Here is a 16,449-nt window from a genome sequence, read left to right as displayed (position 1 = left end):
TGAGCACGGTGTGGTAATGGGGGGCGCTCGGACAGGTGAGGGGGCCTGGTCCGACGACGGGTGCTCAGGTCGTCAGCGCACCTGAACCATCCCGTGGGGGGAAGTGCGTGCGCGTGGAAAAGTGGCGAGAAGACGCCCAACCCGAGTGGCCCGAGGCCGCGTCGGTGACCGGTGAACTCCCCTCTGACGGCAGAGTCCGTGACCGGAGAGCCACGCAGGCCTTCGCCGGGAGCGACCTCCAGGGAACCGCCCACGGGCTGCCCGCCGGGACGGAGATCCTGCGCGGCATCCCCCGGCAGAGCGAGGGCGCGGCCGACTCGTTCGGCCCGGACCCCGTAGCCCGGACCGCCGTCCGCGACCCTTGGCAGGAGCCGGAGGAAGCCGTCCCGTCCGAGCACAGCCACGACCCGCACGAGGTCACCGTCCAGCTCGACGCCGTACAACTCGGCGACGGTTTCGTCCGGCAGGTCAAGGAAGGCACCGGCGCGGGCTCCGAAGCCGCCGACTCGCCCGTGTTCGTCGACGAGTCCGGCCGCCGCAGCCGCCGCTTCCGCCGGATCGGCATGGCCGTAGCGCTGGCCTGCGGGGTCTACGCCGTCGTCATCGTCGCCACGCTGATGTCGGGCAACTCGCAGGCGCCCTGGCTGCCGGTACCGGACCGGCAGGAGGCCCCGCCGGCCGGGCAGGTCGACACCCCGCCGGTGCCCGAGCAGTCGGCACCGACCGACGACACCGGCGCCACCACCCCGGGCAGCACGCCGACGACCGTCGAGGGCACGGCACCCGCGCCCGGCGCGAGCGCCGGCGACCCCGCGGCCCCGGTGGCCCCCGCGGCCCCCGGCCGTTCCGGTACGACCGCCAAGCCCTCGCCGACCGCGTCCCGGACCGCACCGGCCCCGGGCACCGGCGGCACCGATCCGACCCCGAGCAAGCCGGCGGACCCGCCGAGCACGCCGGTGACCGAGCCGTCGCCGCCCGGCGAACCCACGCCCCTGCCGACCGAGACGACCGGCACCGGCACGGTCGCCGACGGGCCGGCGCCGACCCAGCCGGTCGCGCAGTCACCTGTCGCCGGCCAGCCCGCGGCCGAGCCGCCGGCGGCCGACCAGCCCGCGGCCTGAGCGCTTCGCCGAAGGTGCCGCGCGGTGCCGCCGCTCGTCCGCGGCACCGTCGTGGCCGGTCGCGCAGTTCCCCGCGCCCCCTTCAGGGCGCTGCCGTACCACCCACTCCCCCGCACCACCCGGAGTACCACCACCCATGGCATCCCGTACCCGTCGTTCCGGGCGCGCGTCCCGAGCCCGTGACGGCTCCAGGCGCCGCCGCCTGCCCATGCGCCTGCTGCTGCCCGTGCTTCTCCTCGTCGCCCTGATGGCGATGCTCATGCTGCGCGGCTACGTGCACAGCGAGATCCTCGCCGACCACCGGGTCGGGCCGCCCACGTCGAGCGACCAGGTCCCGAAGGACATCCTCGAGGGCGGGCCCGTCATAGACACCCGGGAGGAGAAGCCGACCGCGCTGGAACTCCCGGACCGCGAGCTGGTGCTGACCTTCGACGACGGGCCCGACCCCGAGTGGACGCCCAAGGTCCTCGACATGCTGAAGAAGCACGACGCCCACGCCGTCTTCTTCATCACCGGCACCATGGCCTCCCGTTACCCGGACCTCGTCCAGCGCATGGTCGACGAGGGCCACGAGATCGGACTGCACACCTTCAACCACCCGGACCTCGCCCTGCAGAGCAAGAGCCGGGTCGACTGGGAGCTGTCGCAGAGCCAGCTCGCCCTGGCCGGGGCGGCGGGCATCCGCACCTCGCTCTTCCGCCCGCCCTACTCGTCGTACTCCCACCTCATGGACAACAAGTCCTGGCCGGTGACCGAGTACATCGGCAGCAAGGGCTACATCACCATCGTCAACGACACCGACAGCCAGGACTGGCGCAGGCCCGGTGTCGACCGGATCATCCGCAACGCCACGCCGAAGAACGGCGACGGCGCCATCGTGCTGATGCACGACTCCGGCGGCGACCGCTCCCAGACCGTCGCCGCGCTCGACCGGTTCATCTCGGGGCTGCAGGACGAGGGCTACCGCTTCGACACCCTGACCGCCGCCCTGGACGCCCCCAGCGCGCACACCCCGGTCGCCGGGCTCGACGCGCTGAAGGGCAACGCGTGGGTCTTCCTCGTCCAGGCCTCCGAGAAGACGACCGGCGTTCTCGTCGCCGGGCTCGCCGTCGTCGGCGTGCTGGTCTTCGCCCGCCTCGGGCTGATGCTGATCCTTTCCGTGGCGCACGCCCGCCGGGTCCGCCGTCGCGGCTTCCGCTGGGGCGAGACCGTCACGGAACCGGTGTCCGTCCTCGTGCCCGCCTACAACGAGGCCAAGTGCATCGAGCAGACGGTCCGTTCCCTGGTCGCGAGCGACCATCCCATCGAGGTGCTGGTCATCGACGACGGGTCGAGCGACGGCACCGCGCGTATCGTCGAGAACCTCGGCCTGCCCGGCGTACGCGTCATCCGCCAGATGAACGCGGGCAAGCCCGCGGCCCTCAACCGGGGCATCGCCAACGCCCGCCACGACCTCATCGTGATGATGGACGGCGACACCGTCTTCGAACCGGCCACCGTCCGCGAACTGGTGCAGCCCTTCGGCGACCCGCGCGTCGGCGCCGTCGCGGGCAACGCCAAGGTCGGCAACCGTGACTCGCTGATCGGCGCGTGGCAGCACATCGAGTACGTGATGGGCTTCAACCTCGACCGCCGCATGTACGACGTGCTGCGCTGCATGCCGACCATTCCCGGCGCGGTCGGCGCCTTCCGGCGCAGCGCGCTGGAACGCGTCGGCGGCATGAGCGACGACACGCTCGCCGAGGACACCGACATCACCATGGCCCTGCACCGCGACGGCTGGCACGTCGTGTACGCGGAGAAGGCCCTCGCCTGGACCGAGGCCCCCGAGTCCGTCCAGCAGCTCTGGTCCCAGCGCTACCGCTGGTCGTACGGCACGATGCAGGCGATCTGGAAGCACCGCCGCTCCGTCGTGGAGAGCGGGCACTCGGGCCGCTTCGGGCGTGTGGGCATGCCGCTGGTGTCGATGTTCATGGTCGTGGCGCCGCTGCTGGCCCCGCTCATCGACGTGTTCCTGCTGTACGGGCTGGTGTTCGGCCCGACCGAGAAGACCATCGGCGCCTGGCTGGGCGTCCTCGCGGTGCAGGGCGTGTGCGCGGCCTACGCGTTCCACCTCGACAAGGAACGCATGACCCACCTGATCTCGCTCCCGCTCCAGCAGCTCCTGTACCGCCAGCTCATGTACGTCGTGCTGCTCCAGTCCTGGATCACCGCCCTCACCGGCGGCCGGCTGCGCTGGCAGAAGCTGCGGCGCACGGGCGCGGTCGGCCTGCCCGGTCCGGGCAGCGGCACGCCCCAGCAGCCGGTGGGCGGGAGGCAGGCCTGATGACCACGCACCCCGAAGCCGTAGCCCCCGCCCCCGAGAAGGAGCGGACCACCCGCACCGGCCCCGTCCGCGACCGGTACTTCGACCTGCTGCGCGCCCTCGCCCTGTTCCGTGTCGTGCTCTACCACCTGACGGGCTGGGCCTGGCTGCCGCTGGTGTTCCCGTCGATGGGCGTGATGTTCGCCCTCGCCGGCAACCTCATGGCCCGCTCGCTCAAGCGCCCGCCCGTGCAGGTGATCCGCGGCCGGCTGCGGCGGCTGCTGCCTCCGCTGTGGCTGCTGGGTGTCGTCGGTGTCACCGGCATGGTCCTCCAGGGCTGGGGGCCGGACGCCGACGGCCATCCCGGCTGGTGGTGGCTCCACCTCACCTTCTGGATCGTCCCGCTCAGCGACCCGCCGTACGCCGAGGGGCTGCCCGGCATCCACGGCTTCATCGGCGAGGACTGGGCCGCCGAACTCGCCGGACCGCTCTGGTACATCCGCGCCTACCTCTGGTACGTCCTGCTGTCCCCGCTGCTCCTGAAGGCCCTGCGCGCCCTGCCGGTGGTCACGATCCTGGCGCCGATCGCCCTGGCGGTCGCCTTCGAGCAGAGCTATCTCACGCTGCCCGGCGAGCGGATCCCCTCGGCGCTCACCGACTTCTCCACCTTCGGCGCCTGCTGGATCCTCGGCATGGCCCACCAGGAGGGCATCCTCAAGCGGCTGCCGCGCTACATCGTCCCGTCGGTGGCACCCGTCATCGCCCTGGCCGGCCTCTGGTACGCCCTCCACCACGGCTTCGGCCCGGGCAACGACCTGGACAGCATGCCCCTGGCGCAGGCCCTGTGGTCCCTCGGCACCGTGTTCCTGCTGCTCCACTTCAGCCCGTCCTGGTCCGAGTGGCCGCACAGGCTGCGCCGCTGGGCCGGGCCGATCACCCTGCTCAACTCCCGGGCCGTGACGATCTACCTGTGGCACAACACCTGCATCCTCGTCGCCGCGACCCTGTGGGACCGGCTGTGGGGCGTCACCGTGCTGGAGCAGAACGTCCCCGGGCTGCTGGAGAGCGTCTGGCCGGTGCTGGTCCTGGTCTGGCTGCTGATCGGCGTCTGCGTCCTGGCGTTCGGCTGGGTGGAGGACCTGGCGGCGAAACAGAAGCCCCGGTTGTGGCCGACGCGTGCGCCCCGGGTGAGGGCTCGCGGGAGCCGGAGACGAGCGGCGCGCGGCGGCTGATGCCCCTTTCCCCCGGGGCTCTCCGGTATGGAAAACTGCCCGAGTTGCGCATGTGAACGAATGCGATCGGTGAGTGACCGGGGGAGCGGTGGGATGAGTAAGCGGCAGACACAGAAGATGCTGCGGCTGATGGCGAGCGGAGAACCGGTCGAGCTCACCAGCCCGATGGCGTCCGTGAAGAAACTCGCCCGGCTGGCCTTCGTCGCCCAGCAGTTCGGCTACGAGTACGCGGACGTCCGGCAGAGCAGCGGCCGCAACGGCGCGCTCACCATGCTGATCCTGCCCGACCCCGGCCCGCACGCCCGGGGCCGGGCCGCGCAGAACTGGGCGCAGTATCCGAACGCCGCCGACGGCGTCTCCCTCCCGCCGCTCGTGCCCGACGCCTTCGAGCTCCTCAAGGCCCGTATCAACTTCGACCTCACCGGCAAGAGCGCCGAGAAGCGCATGGGCTACGCGGCCCTCGGCCTCACGGTCGGCTGCGTGATCCTCGGCGTACGCCTGGGCGGAGAGGCCTTCGACTTCGTCGCCGCGGGCGTGGTCTGGCTGCTCGTCATGGCGATCTTCGGCATCGGCCTCCTGGTCACCCGCAAGCGCAACGCGAAGTTCGCCGCCCGGCTGCAGGCGGCCGGCTTCATGCCGGTGACGGACGAGACCGGCCGGACGCGGTACCTGCCGCCCGGGGCGCAGCTGCCCGGGCACGGCAACCCGTTCGGCGGGGGGCCGTACGGCGCTGGGCCGGGGGCCGGGATGCCGGGCGCTGGTGGTCCGGGCGCTGGGGCGCCGGGGTATGCGGGTGCGGCGCCGGGGCAGGGCGGTGGAGCTCCGGGGTATGCGGGGGTGCCGGGACAGGCCGGTGGAGTGCCGGGCCAGGCACCTGGGGTGCCGAGTCAGGCCGGGGGTGCGCCTGGGTATGGCGGGGCGCCGGGTCAGGCCGGTGGAGTGCCTGCCCAAGCTCCTGGGGTGCCGGGTCAGGCCGGGGGTGCGCCTGGGTATGGCGGGGCGCCGGGTCAGGCCGGTGGAGTGCCTGCCCAAGCTCCCGGGGCGCCGGGTCAGGCCGGTGGAGTGCCGGGTCAGGCGCCTGGGGTGCCGGGGCAGCCGGCCGGGGTGCCGGGTCAGGCCGGGGGTGCGCCTGGGTATGGCGGGGCGCCGGGTCAGGCCGGTGGAGTGCCTGACCAAGCTCCCGGGGTGCCGGGTCAGGCCGGTGGAGTGCCGGGCCAGGCGCCTGGAGCGCCGGGCCAGGCGCCTGGGGTGCCGGGGCAGCCGGCCGGTATGCCCGGTCCGGCCGTGGGGGCGCCCGCGGGGTACGGACATCAGCAGCCCGGGCCGGCACCGGCACCGGGCCCGTATGCCCAGCATGCCCAGCCGGCCCCGGGACCGTACGCCCAGCCCGCCCCGGGCCCGTACCCGCCGCAGCCCGCGCCCGGTCCGTACGGAGCGCAGCCCCCTGCCACGCCGTATCCCCCGCAGCAGCAGCCCGGCCCCTACGCGCCGCAGCAGCCGCCCCACCCCGAGCAGAACCCCCACTGGCAGCACCCGCAACGCTGACACAATGCCTCCGAACCTCTCATCCCGCCCGAGCGCGGGGTGAGAGCGAAGTTCCCTCTCGGTCACTCGATGGCACAGTCACGAAACGCGCCCTCCCTACCTTCGGAATGAGCCACTCGAAGTACGACCGAGTCCCGGAGCAAGTGGAGGCGTCATGACAGGCCCTGGCACGGCACCCGCACCCCCGAGCAGGGGCGGACGCTGGATCCAGCACTGGGATCCCGAGAACGAGACCTTCTGGAACGAGACCGGAGAGAAGGTCGCCCGGCGGAACCTCTTCTTCTCGGTTCTGTCCGAGCACATCGGCTTCTCGATCTGGACCCTGTGGTCCGTGCTGGTGCTCTTCATGGGCCCGGAGTACGGGCTGACCCCGGCCGACAAGTTCATGCTGACCTCGATGGTCACGCTGGTCGGCGCCGTCGTCCGCGTCCCCTACACCTTCGCCGTAGCGATCTTCGGCGGCCGGAACTGGACGATCATCTCCGCCGGCCTCCTGCTGGTCCCGACCGTCGCCGCGTTCACCGTGATGGAGCCGGGCACCTCCTTCTCCACCTTCCTGCTCGTCGGCCTGCTCGCCGGCATCGGCGGCGGCAACTTCGCCTCCTCCATGACCAACATCAACGCCTTCTTCCCGCTGCGGAAGAAGGGCTGGGCCCTCGGCCTCAACGCGGGCGGCGGCAACATCGGTGTGCCGGTGATCCAGCTGGCCGCGCTCGCGATCATCGGCGCCGGCGGCGGGCCGCGGGTGCTGCTCGGGATCTACATTCCGCTGATCGTCGTGGCCGCCGTCATGGCCGCGCTCTTCATGGACAACCTGGAGAACGTCAAAAACGACACCGGTGCCGCCAAGGACGCCGCGCGGGACGCCCACACGTGGATCATGTCCTTCCTCTACATCGGCACGTTCGGGTCGTTCATCGGATACAGCTTCGCCTTCGGGCAGGTCCTGCAGAACCAGTTCGGACGCACCCCGCTGGAGGCGGCGTACGTCACCTTCATCGGTCCGCTCCTCGGCTCGCTGATCCGGCCCCTGGGCGGCTGGATGGCCGACAAGTACGGCGGCGCGAAGATCAGCCTGTGGAACTACGTCGGCATGGGCGTCGCGACGGCGGTCCTGATCGGTGCCTCCATGGAGAAGTCGCTGGCGCTGTTCACCGGGTCGTTCGTGGTGCTGTTCGTGCTCAGCGGGCTCGGCAACGGCTCGACGTTCAAGATGATCCCGGGCATCTTCCAGAACAAGGCCCTGGCCAAGGGGCTGGAGGGCGAGGAGGCCGCGGCCTACGGGCGCAGGCTCTCCGGCGCCTCCATGGGACTCATCGGCGCGGTGGGCGCGCTCGGCGGTGTCGGCATCAACCTCGCCTTCCGCCAGTCCTTCCTCTCCTACGGTTCCGGTACCGGCGCGTTCGTCGCCTTCCTCGCCTTCTACGCGGTCTGCTTCGCGGTCACTTGGGCCGTATACCTTCGGCGTACGACTCCCCGGGTACCCGTCACGACGGCGACCTCGGAGGCGAAGCCGCAGCTCAGCTACGCCAAGGTGTGACGTAACACCGCCGACATCATGCCGATCCGAGCCTGTCACGAGCCGTTGACAGGCTCGATCGGCATACACGTACGCCGAACCAATGGAGTACGACGACTCGAATGCGGGACGAGAGCATGCACGAGGAACAACAGCGACCGGAACACGGCCCACTGGCGGGATTCACCGTGGGCGTCACGGCCGCGCGCCGGGCCGAAGAGCTGGGCACGCTGCTCCAGCGGCGCGGCGCCACCGTCCTGCATGCCCCCGCCCTGCGGATCGTGCCGCTCGCCGACGACAGCGAGCTGCTGGCCGCGACCAAGGAGATCATCCACCAGGTGCCGGACATCGTCGTGGCGACGACCGCGATCGGGTTCCGGGGCTGGGTCGAGGCCGCGGACGGCTGGGGACTGGGCGAGGATCTGCTGGCGCGGCTGAGCGGCGTACGGATCATGGCGCGCGGGCCCAAGGTCAAGGGCGCGGTCCGGGCCGCCGGGCTGACGGAGGAGTGGTCGCCGTCGTCGGAGTCCATGGCGGAGGTGCTCGACCGGCTGCTGGAGGAGGGCGTCGACGGTCTGCGGATCGCGATCCAGCTGCACGGTGAGCCGCTGCCCGGGTTCGTGGAGTCGCTGCGCGCGGCCGGTGCCGAAGTCGTCGGGGTGCCCGTCTACCGGTGGATGCCGCCGGAGGACATCGGGCCGGTCGACCGTCTCCTGGACGCGACGGTGGCCCGCGGTGTCGACGCGCTGACCTTCACCAGCGCGCCCGCCGCGGCGTCCCTGCTCTCCCGGGCGGAGGAACGCGGACTGCTCCCCGAGGTGCTGGCGGCACTCGGCCACGACGTCCTGCCGGCCTGTGTCGGCCCGGTCACCGCGCTGCCGCTGCAGGGCCACGGCATCGACACGGTCCAGCCCGAGCGCTTCCGGCTCGGCCCGCTCGTCCAGCTCCTCTGCCAGGAGCTGCCCGCGCGGGCGCGCTCGCTGCCGATCGCCGGGCACCGGGTGGAGATCCGCGGCCATGCCGTCCTGGTCGACGGCGACCTCAAGCCCGTACCGCCCGCCGGCATGGCCCTCCTGCGCACCCTCTCCCGCCGCCCCGGCTGGGTCGTCGCCCGCGCCGAGCTGCTGCGCGCCCTGCCCGGCGCCGGCCGCGACGAACACGCCGTCGAAACGGCCATGGCCCGCCTCCGCACGGCCCTCGGCGCCCCGAAACTGATCCAGACGGTGGTCAAGCGGGGCTACCGCCTGGCCCTGGACCCGGCAGCGGAGACGAAGTACGCGGACGCGTGAGGCCGCACGGGGGTTGAGCGACATACCGCCATCGGCGCACGCCGGGCGCTCCGGCCGACGTGTGCCGCTGCGCATGCCCACGCGGCGAGCCCGACGTGAAGGCCTCGGCGACGCCGACAGTGGTCACCCCCCCCCGGGGGGGGCGACGCCGACGGTGGCCCCCGGGCGATGTCGACTGCGGTCGGTCCCTGGCCGGAACCCCCACCCCCGCGGGTCGGCCCGCCGGGTCGGGCCCGTGCCGAGGGGTTTCCGGTGGGGGAGTGGGCAGGCACTGTAGGAGGGAACGGTTTCCCAGCCCTCTCACTGGCATCTCACCGGCCCTCTCGCGACCGGGGTGAACCCCTAGGCGGTGACAGGCACATGGCATTGGGTACGGCCACGGCCCCGTACGAGCTGCGGTTCGATGCCGGGCGGATCTGCCTGGATCTGCTCTCCACCACGCATCCGGAGGAGCGGCTCGACTCCGTGGCTGTGCTGTGCGCCTGGATCACCGGCTCCGGTCTCGTCCCGGCGGACACCGTCCTGGCCCACGCCGACGCCGCCTGGCCGGCCGCCTTCCGCGAACTGCGCGACCAGATCGGGAGATTGGTGCGCGGCTGGACGGCGCCCCGGGCCCGGGCGTACGACTTCGCGCTCGCCCGCGTCAACGACCTGGCCACTCCCGCACCCCCCGCCTCACGCGCCGTCCGCGACGGAGACGGCGAGCTCATACGGCAGTTGGACGGTCCGCCCGACTGCGCCGCCCTGCTCGCCGCCGTCGCCCGGGACGCCGTCGACCTGCTCACCGACCCCGTCGCCCGCGCGGCCCTGCGTCAGTGCGAGGGCGACAACTGCCCGATCGTGTACCTCGACACCTCCCGGGGACGCAGGAGGCGCTGGTGCTCCAGTGAGGTCTGCGGGAACCGCGAACGAGTCGCCCGGCATCGCCGCCGCGCGGCACTCGCACGGGCTTAAGTCCCATTTGCCCACCACGGCCCGGCCGTTGCGTGGCCACTGCACTCAATTTCCGTGTCCTAAAAGACACTTATGAGAACGCACTGTCGAAGTGATTTCGATTACATACCGTTTACCTACGCCACCGTAGGGAAGTCCTCGGTTGATCTTGCCCGTGTGGCGGAAATGTGAAGATCGCGGGGTGGGAATGTGACCCCATGTCCAGCTCGTCACGTCATCTCGAAGAAAACTGTCACGTCTCCTTGAACGCCCAACCGCTCGCTTGCGTACGGCATGTGGAGCGACCGACTGGGGGAACCCCCGGACACCGGAGGTGGGCGTGCGCAAGGATTCCGTCGTGGCCAATGAACGTGCACCGAGGGCCCGACATCGCATGTCCCAGCCCTCGGAACCCGACGAGGAGCTGATGCGTGCTCTGTACAGAGAACACGCCGGTCCCCTGCTGGCTTACGTCCTGCGCCTGGTCGCCGGAGACCGGCAGCGCGCCGAGGACGTCGTGCAGGAGACGCTCATCCGTGCCTGGAAGAACGCCGGTCAGCTCAATCGGGCGACCGGATCGGTACGCCCCTGGCTGGTGACGGTCGCCCGGCGCATCGTCATCGACGGCCACCGCAGCCGGCAGGCCCGGCCGCAGGAGGTCGACCCGTCGCCGCTGGAGGTCATCCCCGCGGAGGACGAGATCGACAAGGCGCTGTGGCTGATGACTCTGTCGGACGCACTCGACGACCTGACCCCCGCCCACCGGGAGGTGCTCGTCGAGACGTACTTCAAGGGGCGTACCGTCAATGAGGCGGCCGAGACTCTGGGCATACCCAGCGGAACCGTCCGCTCGAGGGTCTTCTACGCCCTGCGTTCGATGAAGCTCGCACTGGAGGAGCGGGGGGTGACGGCGTGATGAGTGTTTACGGGGGTAACCAAGGGTTCGGTACGGGAGGCATGGGTATGTCAGGACCCATGCAGGAATCTCCGGTGCCGAACGAGCACGAGACCGTCGGCGCCTACGCCCTCGGCATCCTCGACGACGCCGAAGCAACCGCTTTCGAAGCCCACCTCGCGGGCTGCGAATGGTGCGCCCAGCAGCTCGACGAACTGGCCGGCATGGAGCCCATGCTCGCCGCCCTCGCCGACCTGCCCGGCTCCGGCACACCCGCGATCGGCGAGTCGCTGTCCGCGAAGCCCCGGCCGCGCCTGGTGGAGAAGCTCGTCGACGAGGTCGCCGAGCGCCGCGCCCAGAAGCGCCGCCGCAGCTTCTACATGGTGGCCGCGTCCGCCGCGCTGATCGTCGGCGGTCCCTTCGTCGCGGTCGCGACCAACGGCGGCGGCGAAGGCGGGGGAGCGGAGAACCGCCCGCTCGCCGCGAGCCCGGCCAAGGAGGCCTTCAACGGCATCTCCGACAAGATCACGGCCACCGACCCGACCACCAAGGTCACCGCGACGGTCGCCCTCCAGAAGAAGGACTGGGGCACCGGCATGGTCCTGGAGGCGAAGAACCTCAAGGGCCCGCTGAAGTGCGCCCTCGTCGCGGTCGGGAAGAACGGCGAGCGCGAGACCCTCTCCTCCTGGTCCGTCCCGAACTGGGGCTACGGCATCCCGGACGCCACGACCGAGAAGGCCAAGGAGCCGCTGTACGTCCAGGGCGGCGCCGCCTTCCAGCCCAACGAGATCGACCACTTCGAGATCGTGACCTTCGACGGCAAGCGCCTGGTCGAGGTCGACGCGTAGCCTTTCGGGGTCCCCTTCGCGTACGGTAGACGGCTGCCATGCACGTCAGAAGGGGGCCCGGTGGCCGCTCAGGCTCAGCAGGAAGCCGCGCTCGATGACTCCTTGAGAGACCGCGAGATCGGCGTCGAGCAGGAACACCTCGACCGGGTGTACCGACGTCTCGAGGAGAAGATCCACGAGGCCGAGTTCCTCATGAACGACGCGGCCCAGCGCGGCCAGGTCGGCACGCCCGGCGCCCTGGCCGAGCGGGACGCACAGGTCTTCCGGGCCGGCGTCCACCTCAACCGGCTCAACAACGAGTTCGAGGACTTCCTCTTCGGCCGTATCGACCTGCTGACCGGCAAGGACGGCAAGAAGGGGCCCGACGGCGCGTACACGGCGGTGGAGCCCGCCGAGGGCGCGGTCCGTGAGGACGACACCGCCGACATCGCCGAGACCCTGCACATCGGCCGCATCGGCGTCCTCGACCAGGACTACGCCCCGCTGGTCATCGACTGGCGGGCCCCGGCCGCCGCCCCCTTCTACCGCTCCACCCCCGTCGACCCCGGCCGCGTCGTCCGCCGCCGCGTCATCCGCTCCAAGGGCCGCAAGGTGCTCGGCGTCGAGGACGACCTGATGCGCCCCGAGCTGACGGCCTTCCTCGACGGCGACGAACTGCCCGTCATCGGCGACGGCGCCCTGATGGCCGCGCTCGGCCAGGCCCGCAGCCACACCATGCGCGACATCGTCGCCTCCATCCAGGCCGAACAGGACCTGGTCATCCGCGCCCCCGCCGCCTCCGTGACCTACGTCGAGGGCGGCCCCGGCACCGGCAAGACCGCCGTGGCCCTGCACCGCGCGGCCTACCTCCTCTACCAGGACCGGCGCCGGTACGCGGGCGGCATCCTGATCGTCTCGCCGACCCCGCTGCTCGTCGCCTACACCGAAGGCGTGCTGCCCTCCCTCGGCGAGGAGGGCCAGGTCGCCATCCGCGCCATCGGCTCCCTGGTCGAGGGCAACGAGGCCGCGCTCTACGACGCCCCGTCCGTGGCCCGCGCCAAGGGCTCGTACCGCATGCTCAAGGTGCTGCGGAAGGCCGCGCGCGGAGCCCTGGAGATGAACGACACGCCGACCCGGCTGCGCGTGGTCGCCTTCGGCCGCCGCCTGGAGCTGGAGGCCGAGGAGCTGGAGGGCATCCGCCGCGCCGCCCTCGGCGGCACCGCCCCCGTCAACCTGCTGCGCCCGCGCGCCCGCAAGCTGCTCCTGGACGCCCTGTGGGAGCAGTCCGGCTCGGCCAACCGGCACAGCGATCCGGAGCTGGCCGCCGAGCTGCGCTCCTCCTTCGACGAGGACATCACCTCCGAGGACGCCTTCATCGCCTTCCTCGACGCCTGGTGGCCGGAGCTGACCCCGGCGGCCGTCCTGGACGCCATGACCGACGAGCGGCGCCTCGGCCGCTGGGCCCGGCGGATCCTCAACCCGGGCGAGGTCCGCAAGGTCTCCCGCTCCCTCAAGCGCGACGGCCGCTCCGTGCACGACATCGCCCTGCTCGACGAGCTCCAGGCCATCCTCGGCGCCCCCGCCCGCCCCCGGAGGAAGCGCGAGCTCGACCCGCTGGACCAGCTCACCGGCCTGGAGGAGCTGATGCCGGTGCGCGAGGAGTCCCAGCGCGAGCGGGCCGAGCGACTCGCCCAGGAGCGCACCGAGTACGCGCACGTCATCGTCGACGAGGCGCAGGACCTCACCCCGATGCAGTGGCGCATGGTCGGCCGCCGCGGCCGGCACGCCACCTGGACGGTCGTCGGCGACCCGGCCCAGTCCTCCTGGTCCGACCCGGACGAGGCGGCCCAGGCCCGCGACGAGGCCCTCGGCACCCGCCCGCGCCGCCGCTTCCAGCTCACCGTGAACTACCGCAACCCGGCCGAGATCGCCGACCTGGCCGCGAAGGTGCTGGCCCTGGCCATGCCCGGCTCCGAGTCCCCGAAAGCGGTCCGCTCCACCGGCGTCGAACCCCGCTTCACGGTCGTCGAGGACAGCCTCGCCGAAACGGTCCGCGAGGAGGCGGCCCGGCTGCTGGAGCGCGTCGACGGCACGGTCGGCGTGGTCGTCGCCATGCAGCGCCGCGCGGAAGCCCGGCGCTGGCTCGCCGGGCTGGGCGACCGGGTGGTGGCGCTCGGCAGCCTGGAGGCGAAGGGTCTGGAGTACGACGCGACGGTCGTGGTCTCCCCGGCGGAGATCGCCGACGAGTCCCCGGCCGGACTGCGTGTGCTCTATGTCGCACTGACCCGCGCCACCCAGCAGCTCACGGTCGTCTCGGCCGAGCGGGACGAGCCCGACGCGGCGGGAGTTCCGGACCTGCTGAGGGACTGATCCGGGCCCTCCGGCGGACCGCGCCCGGATACCCACTTGTCGGCGAAATGAACTCCCGGTACGGGAATGGCCTTACGGGATCTGTTTGTTAGCCTGGATGTGGCACCGGCTCGATCCAAGCCCCCGGGCCCAACCTTCGTCGCTACGAGCGACCACTTGCCGCGAGGCGAGCATGGCGGGTCGGTGCCACCTAACTTTCACAGGGGACTTGCGCAGAGACCCACGTCCGAGTGACGTGGGTCTCTTTTTGCTGGCCTGTTCCGCGAACAAAAAGTTCGCAATCGGAGGCGGCTACCAGCTACCCAGCGGTAGGTGCGACGATCGGACCGCACAACTCAGCGTCAGGTGAAAGCAGAGGAAGTCGGCCATGGCAACGGCGCCCAGCGTCTCCTACTCGATGACGGTCCGGCTGGAGGTGCCCGCGAGCGGAACCGCCGTCTCGCAGCTCACCACCGCCGTGGAGTCCTCCGGAGGCTCGGTGACCGGCCTCGACGTCACCGCATCCGGTCACGAGAAGCTCCGTATCGACGTCACCATCGCGGCCTCGTCGACCGCGCACGCGGACGAGATCGTCGAGGAACTCCGCGGCATCGAGGGCGTCACGCTGGGCAAGGTCTCGGACCGGACCTTCCTCATGCACCTCGGTGGCAAGATCGAGATGGCGTCGAAGCACCCCATCCGCAACCGTGACGACCTGTCCATGGTCTACACGCCGGGCGTGGCCCGCGTCTGCATGGCGATCGCCGAGAACCCCGAGGACGCCCGCCGCCTCACCATCAAGCGCAACTCCGTTGCGGTCGTGACGGACGGTTCCGCCGTGCTGGGCCTGGGCAACATCGGCCCGAAGGCCGCGCTGCCCGTCATGGAGGGCAAGGCGGCCCTCTTCAAGCGGTTCGCCGGTATCGACGCCTGGCCGATCTGCCTCGACACCCAGGACACCGACGCGATCGTCGAGATCGTCAAGGCCATCGCCCCGGGCTTCGCCGGCATCAACCTCGAGGACATCTCCGCCCCCCGCTGCTTCGAGATCGAGGCCCGGCTGCGCGAGGCCCTCGACATCCCCGTCTTCCACGACGACCAGCACGGCACCGCGATCGTCGTCCTCGCCGCGCTGACCAACGCGCTGCGTGTCACGGGCAAGGCCATCGAGAACATCCGCGTCGTCATGTCCGGCGCGGGCGCGGCCGGTACGGCCATCCTGAAGCTGCTGCTCGCCGCGGGCGTCAAGAACGCCGTCGTCGCCGACATCCACGGTGTGGTGCACGCGGGCCGCGAGGACCTGGTGGACGCCGCCCCGGACTCCGCGCTGCGCTGGATCGCCGACAACACCAACCCCGAGGGCCTCACGGGCTCGCTCAAGGAGGCCGTGCGCGGTGCCGACGTCTTCATCGGCGTCTCGGCCCCGAACGTTCTCGACGGCGACGACGTGGCCGCCATGGCCGACGGTGCCATCGTGTTCGCGCTTGCGAACCCGGACCCCGAGGTCGACCCGGCGATCGCCCGCCAGACCGCGGCCGTTGTCGCGACCGGCCGTTCCGACTTCCCGAACCAGATCAACAACGTGCTGGTCTTCCCGGGTGTCTTCCGCGGTCTGCTGGACGCCCAGTCCCGCACGGTCAACACCGAGATGATGCTGGCCGCCGCGACCGCCCTCGCGGACGTGGTGACCGAGGACGAGATCAACCCGAACTACATCATCCCGAGCGTTTTCAACGACAAGGTCGCGGGCGCGGTCGCCGGGGCCGTGCGGGAGGCCGCCAAGGCGGCGGGGGCGTCCGCCCTCTGACTGTGAGTATCCCCACGGCAGCCCGGGGAACGGCGCGTCGCAGGACCTCTGTGAGCAGCGGAGCCCTATCGTGGCGGCCAGGCTCAGGCCCTCTTTTCGTGTGACTCCTGAAGGGTGTACTCACGACACGTGCGGGTGCCGGATTGGCTTTCCCGCCGCAGGTAGGGGCAGGATGCGTCTCTGGGCGCGAGGGTCTGACGACGGACCCGGTCCGGGGACTCACGGAGGACCCTGGCAGCATCGGCTTCGATCTGACGCCTCAACGGCAAGATGAACACGGGAGTAACAACATGAACCGCAGTGAGCTGGTGGCCGCGCTGGCCGACCGCGCCGAGGTGACCCGCAAGGACGCCGACGCCGTGCTGGCCGCGTTCGCCGAGGTCGTCGGCGACATCGTCTCCAAGGGCGACGAGAAGGTCACGATCCCCGGCTTCCTGACCTTCGAGCGCACCCACCGTGCCGCTCGCACCGCCCGCAACCCGCAGACCGGCGAGCCCATCCAGATCCCCGCCGGCTACAGCGTGAAGGTCTCCGCGGGCTCGAAGCTCAAGGAAGCGGCCAAGGGTAAGTAATCCCTGTTCTTCGTACGCCCCGGACGGCGTACGAGGCACAGTGACACCCAAGGGG

At 71.4% G+C, this 16,449-nt stretch carries 11 protein-coding genes and 1 pseudogene; all 12 read left to right on the top strand.

Going from position 1 to position 16,449, the window contains the following annotated elements; translation table 11 throughout:
• Nucleotides 1-113: 113 nt before the first annotated feature.
• The 12 genes and pseudogenes from ACFT4A_RS28810 to ACFT4A_RS28755 all read left to right on the top strand — a co-directional run bounded on the left by ACFT4A_RS28810 (nt 114) and on the right by ACFT4A_RS28755 (nt 16,394).
• On the top strand, nt 114-1,121 hold the full coding sequence (locus tag ACFT4A_RS28810) for a hypothetical protein (RefSeq protein WP_382835465.1): 1,008 nt from the start codon (nt 114-116) through the stop codon (nt 1,119-1,121).
• Between the two features lie 136 nt (nt 1,122-1,257).
• The gene (locus ACFT4A_RS28805; protein ID WP_382835463.1) at nt 1,258-3,447 is read left to right on the top strand and encodes a bifunctional polysaccharide deacetylase/glycosyltransferase family 2 protein; all 2,190 of its coding nucleotides are present in this window, start codon (nt 1,258-1,260) and stop codon (nt 3,445-3,447) included.
• Nucleotides 3,447-4,658, top strand: a complete 1,212-nt coding sequence (locus tag ACFT4A_RS28800) for an acyltransferase family protein (protein WP_382835460.1) — start codon at nt 3,447-3,449, stop codon at nt 4,656-4,658. Before ACFT4A_RS28805 ends, ACFT4A_RS28800 begins: the two co-directional genes overlap by 1 nt.
• 93 nt (nt 4,659-4,751) lie before the next feature.
• Nucleotides 4,752-5,624 (top strand): annotated as a pseudogene (locus ACFT4A_RS28795) (hypothetical protein); the annotation flags it as partial.
• Between the two features lie 733 nt (nt 5,625-6,357).
• Nucleotides 6,358-7,743: a nitrate/nitrite transporter gene (locus tag ACFT4A_RS28790; protein ID WP_382835457.1), complete on the top strand. Its 1,386-nt coding sequence runs from the start codon at nt 6,358-6,360 to the stop codon at nt 7,741-7,743.
• A gap of 116 nt (nt 7,744-7,859) precedes the next feature.
• Nucleotides 7,860-9,011, top strand: coding sequence for a uroporphyrinogen-III synthase (locus tag ACFT4A_RS28785; protein ID WP_382835594.1), 1,152 nt, complete (start codon nt 7,860-7,862; stop codon nt 9,009-9,011).
• A 360-nt stretch (nt 9,012-9,371) separates the two neighbouring features.
• Nucleotides 9,372-9,965: a CGNR zinc finger domain-containing protein gene (locus ACFT4A_RS28780; protein WP_382835454.1), complete on the top strand. Its 594-nt coding sequence runs from the start codon at nt 9,372-9,374 to the stop codon at nt 9,963-9,965.
• Between the two features lie 373 nt (nt 9,966-10,338).
• Complete coding sequence (locus ACFT4A_RS28775) at nt 10,339-10,860, top strand: sigma-70 family RNA polymerase sigma factor (protein ID WP_010039908.1); 522 nt, start codon at nt 10,339-10,341, stop codon at nt 10,858-10,860.
• Nucleotides 10,860-11,687: an anti-sigma factor family protein gene (locus ACFT4A_RS28770; RefSeq protein ID WP_382835452.1), complete on the top strand. Its 828-nt coding sequence runs from the start codon at nt 10,860-10,862 to the stop codon at nt 11,685-11,687. The genes ACFT4A_RS28775 and ACFT4A_RS28770 overlap by 1 nt, the downstream gene beginning before the upstream one ends.
• 60 nt (nt 11,688-11,747) lie before the next feature.
• A complete protein-coding gene (locus ACFT4A_RS28765; RefSeq protein WP_382835449.1) occupies nt 11,748-14,036 on the top strand; it encodes a HelD family protein in 2,289 nt (762 codons plus the stop codon).
• 367 nt (nt 14,037-14,403) lie between these two features.
• Nucleotides 14,404-15,822, top strand: coding sequence for an NAD-dependent malic enzyme (locus tag ACFT4A_RS28760; RefSeq protein WP_382835447.1), 1,419 nt, complete (start codon nt 14,404-14,406; stop codon nt 15,820-15,822).
• A gap of 290 nt (nt 15,823-16,112) precedes the next feature.
• Entirely contained in the window at nt 16,113-16,394 is a 282-nt protein-coding gene (locus ACFT4A_RS28755; protein WP_003950507.1) for an HU family DNA-binding protein, read from the top strand.
• The last annotated feature ends 55 nt before the right edge of the window (nt 16,395-16,449 follow it).

Origin of the sequence: Streptomyces sp. NPDC057099 (assembly GCF_042671245.1) — a bacterium.
Taxonomy (GTDB): Bacteria; Actinomycetota; Actinomycetes; order Streptomycetales; family Streptomycetaceae; genus Streptomyces; species Streptomyces purpurascens.
This window is presented reverse-complemented; position numbering and strand designations above follow the sequence as displayed.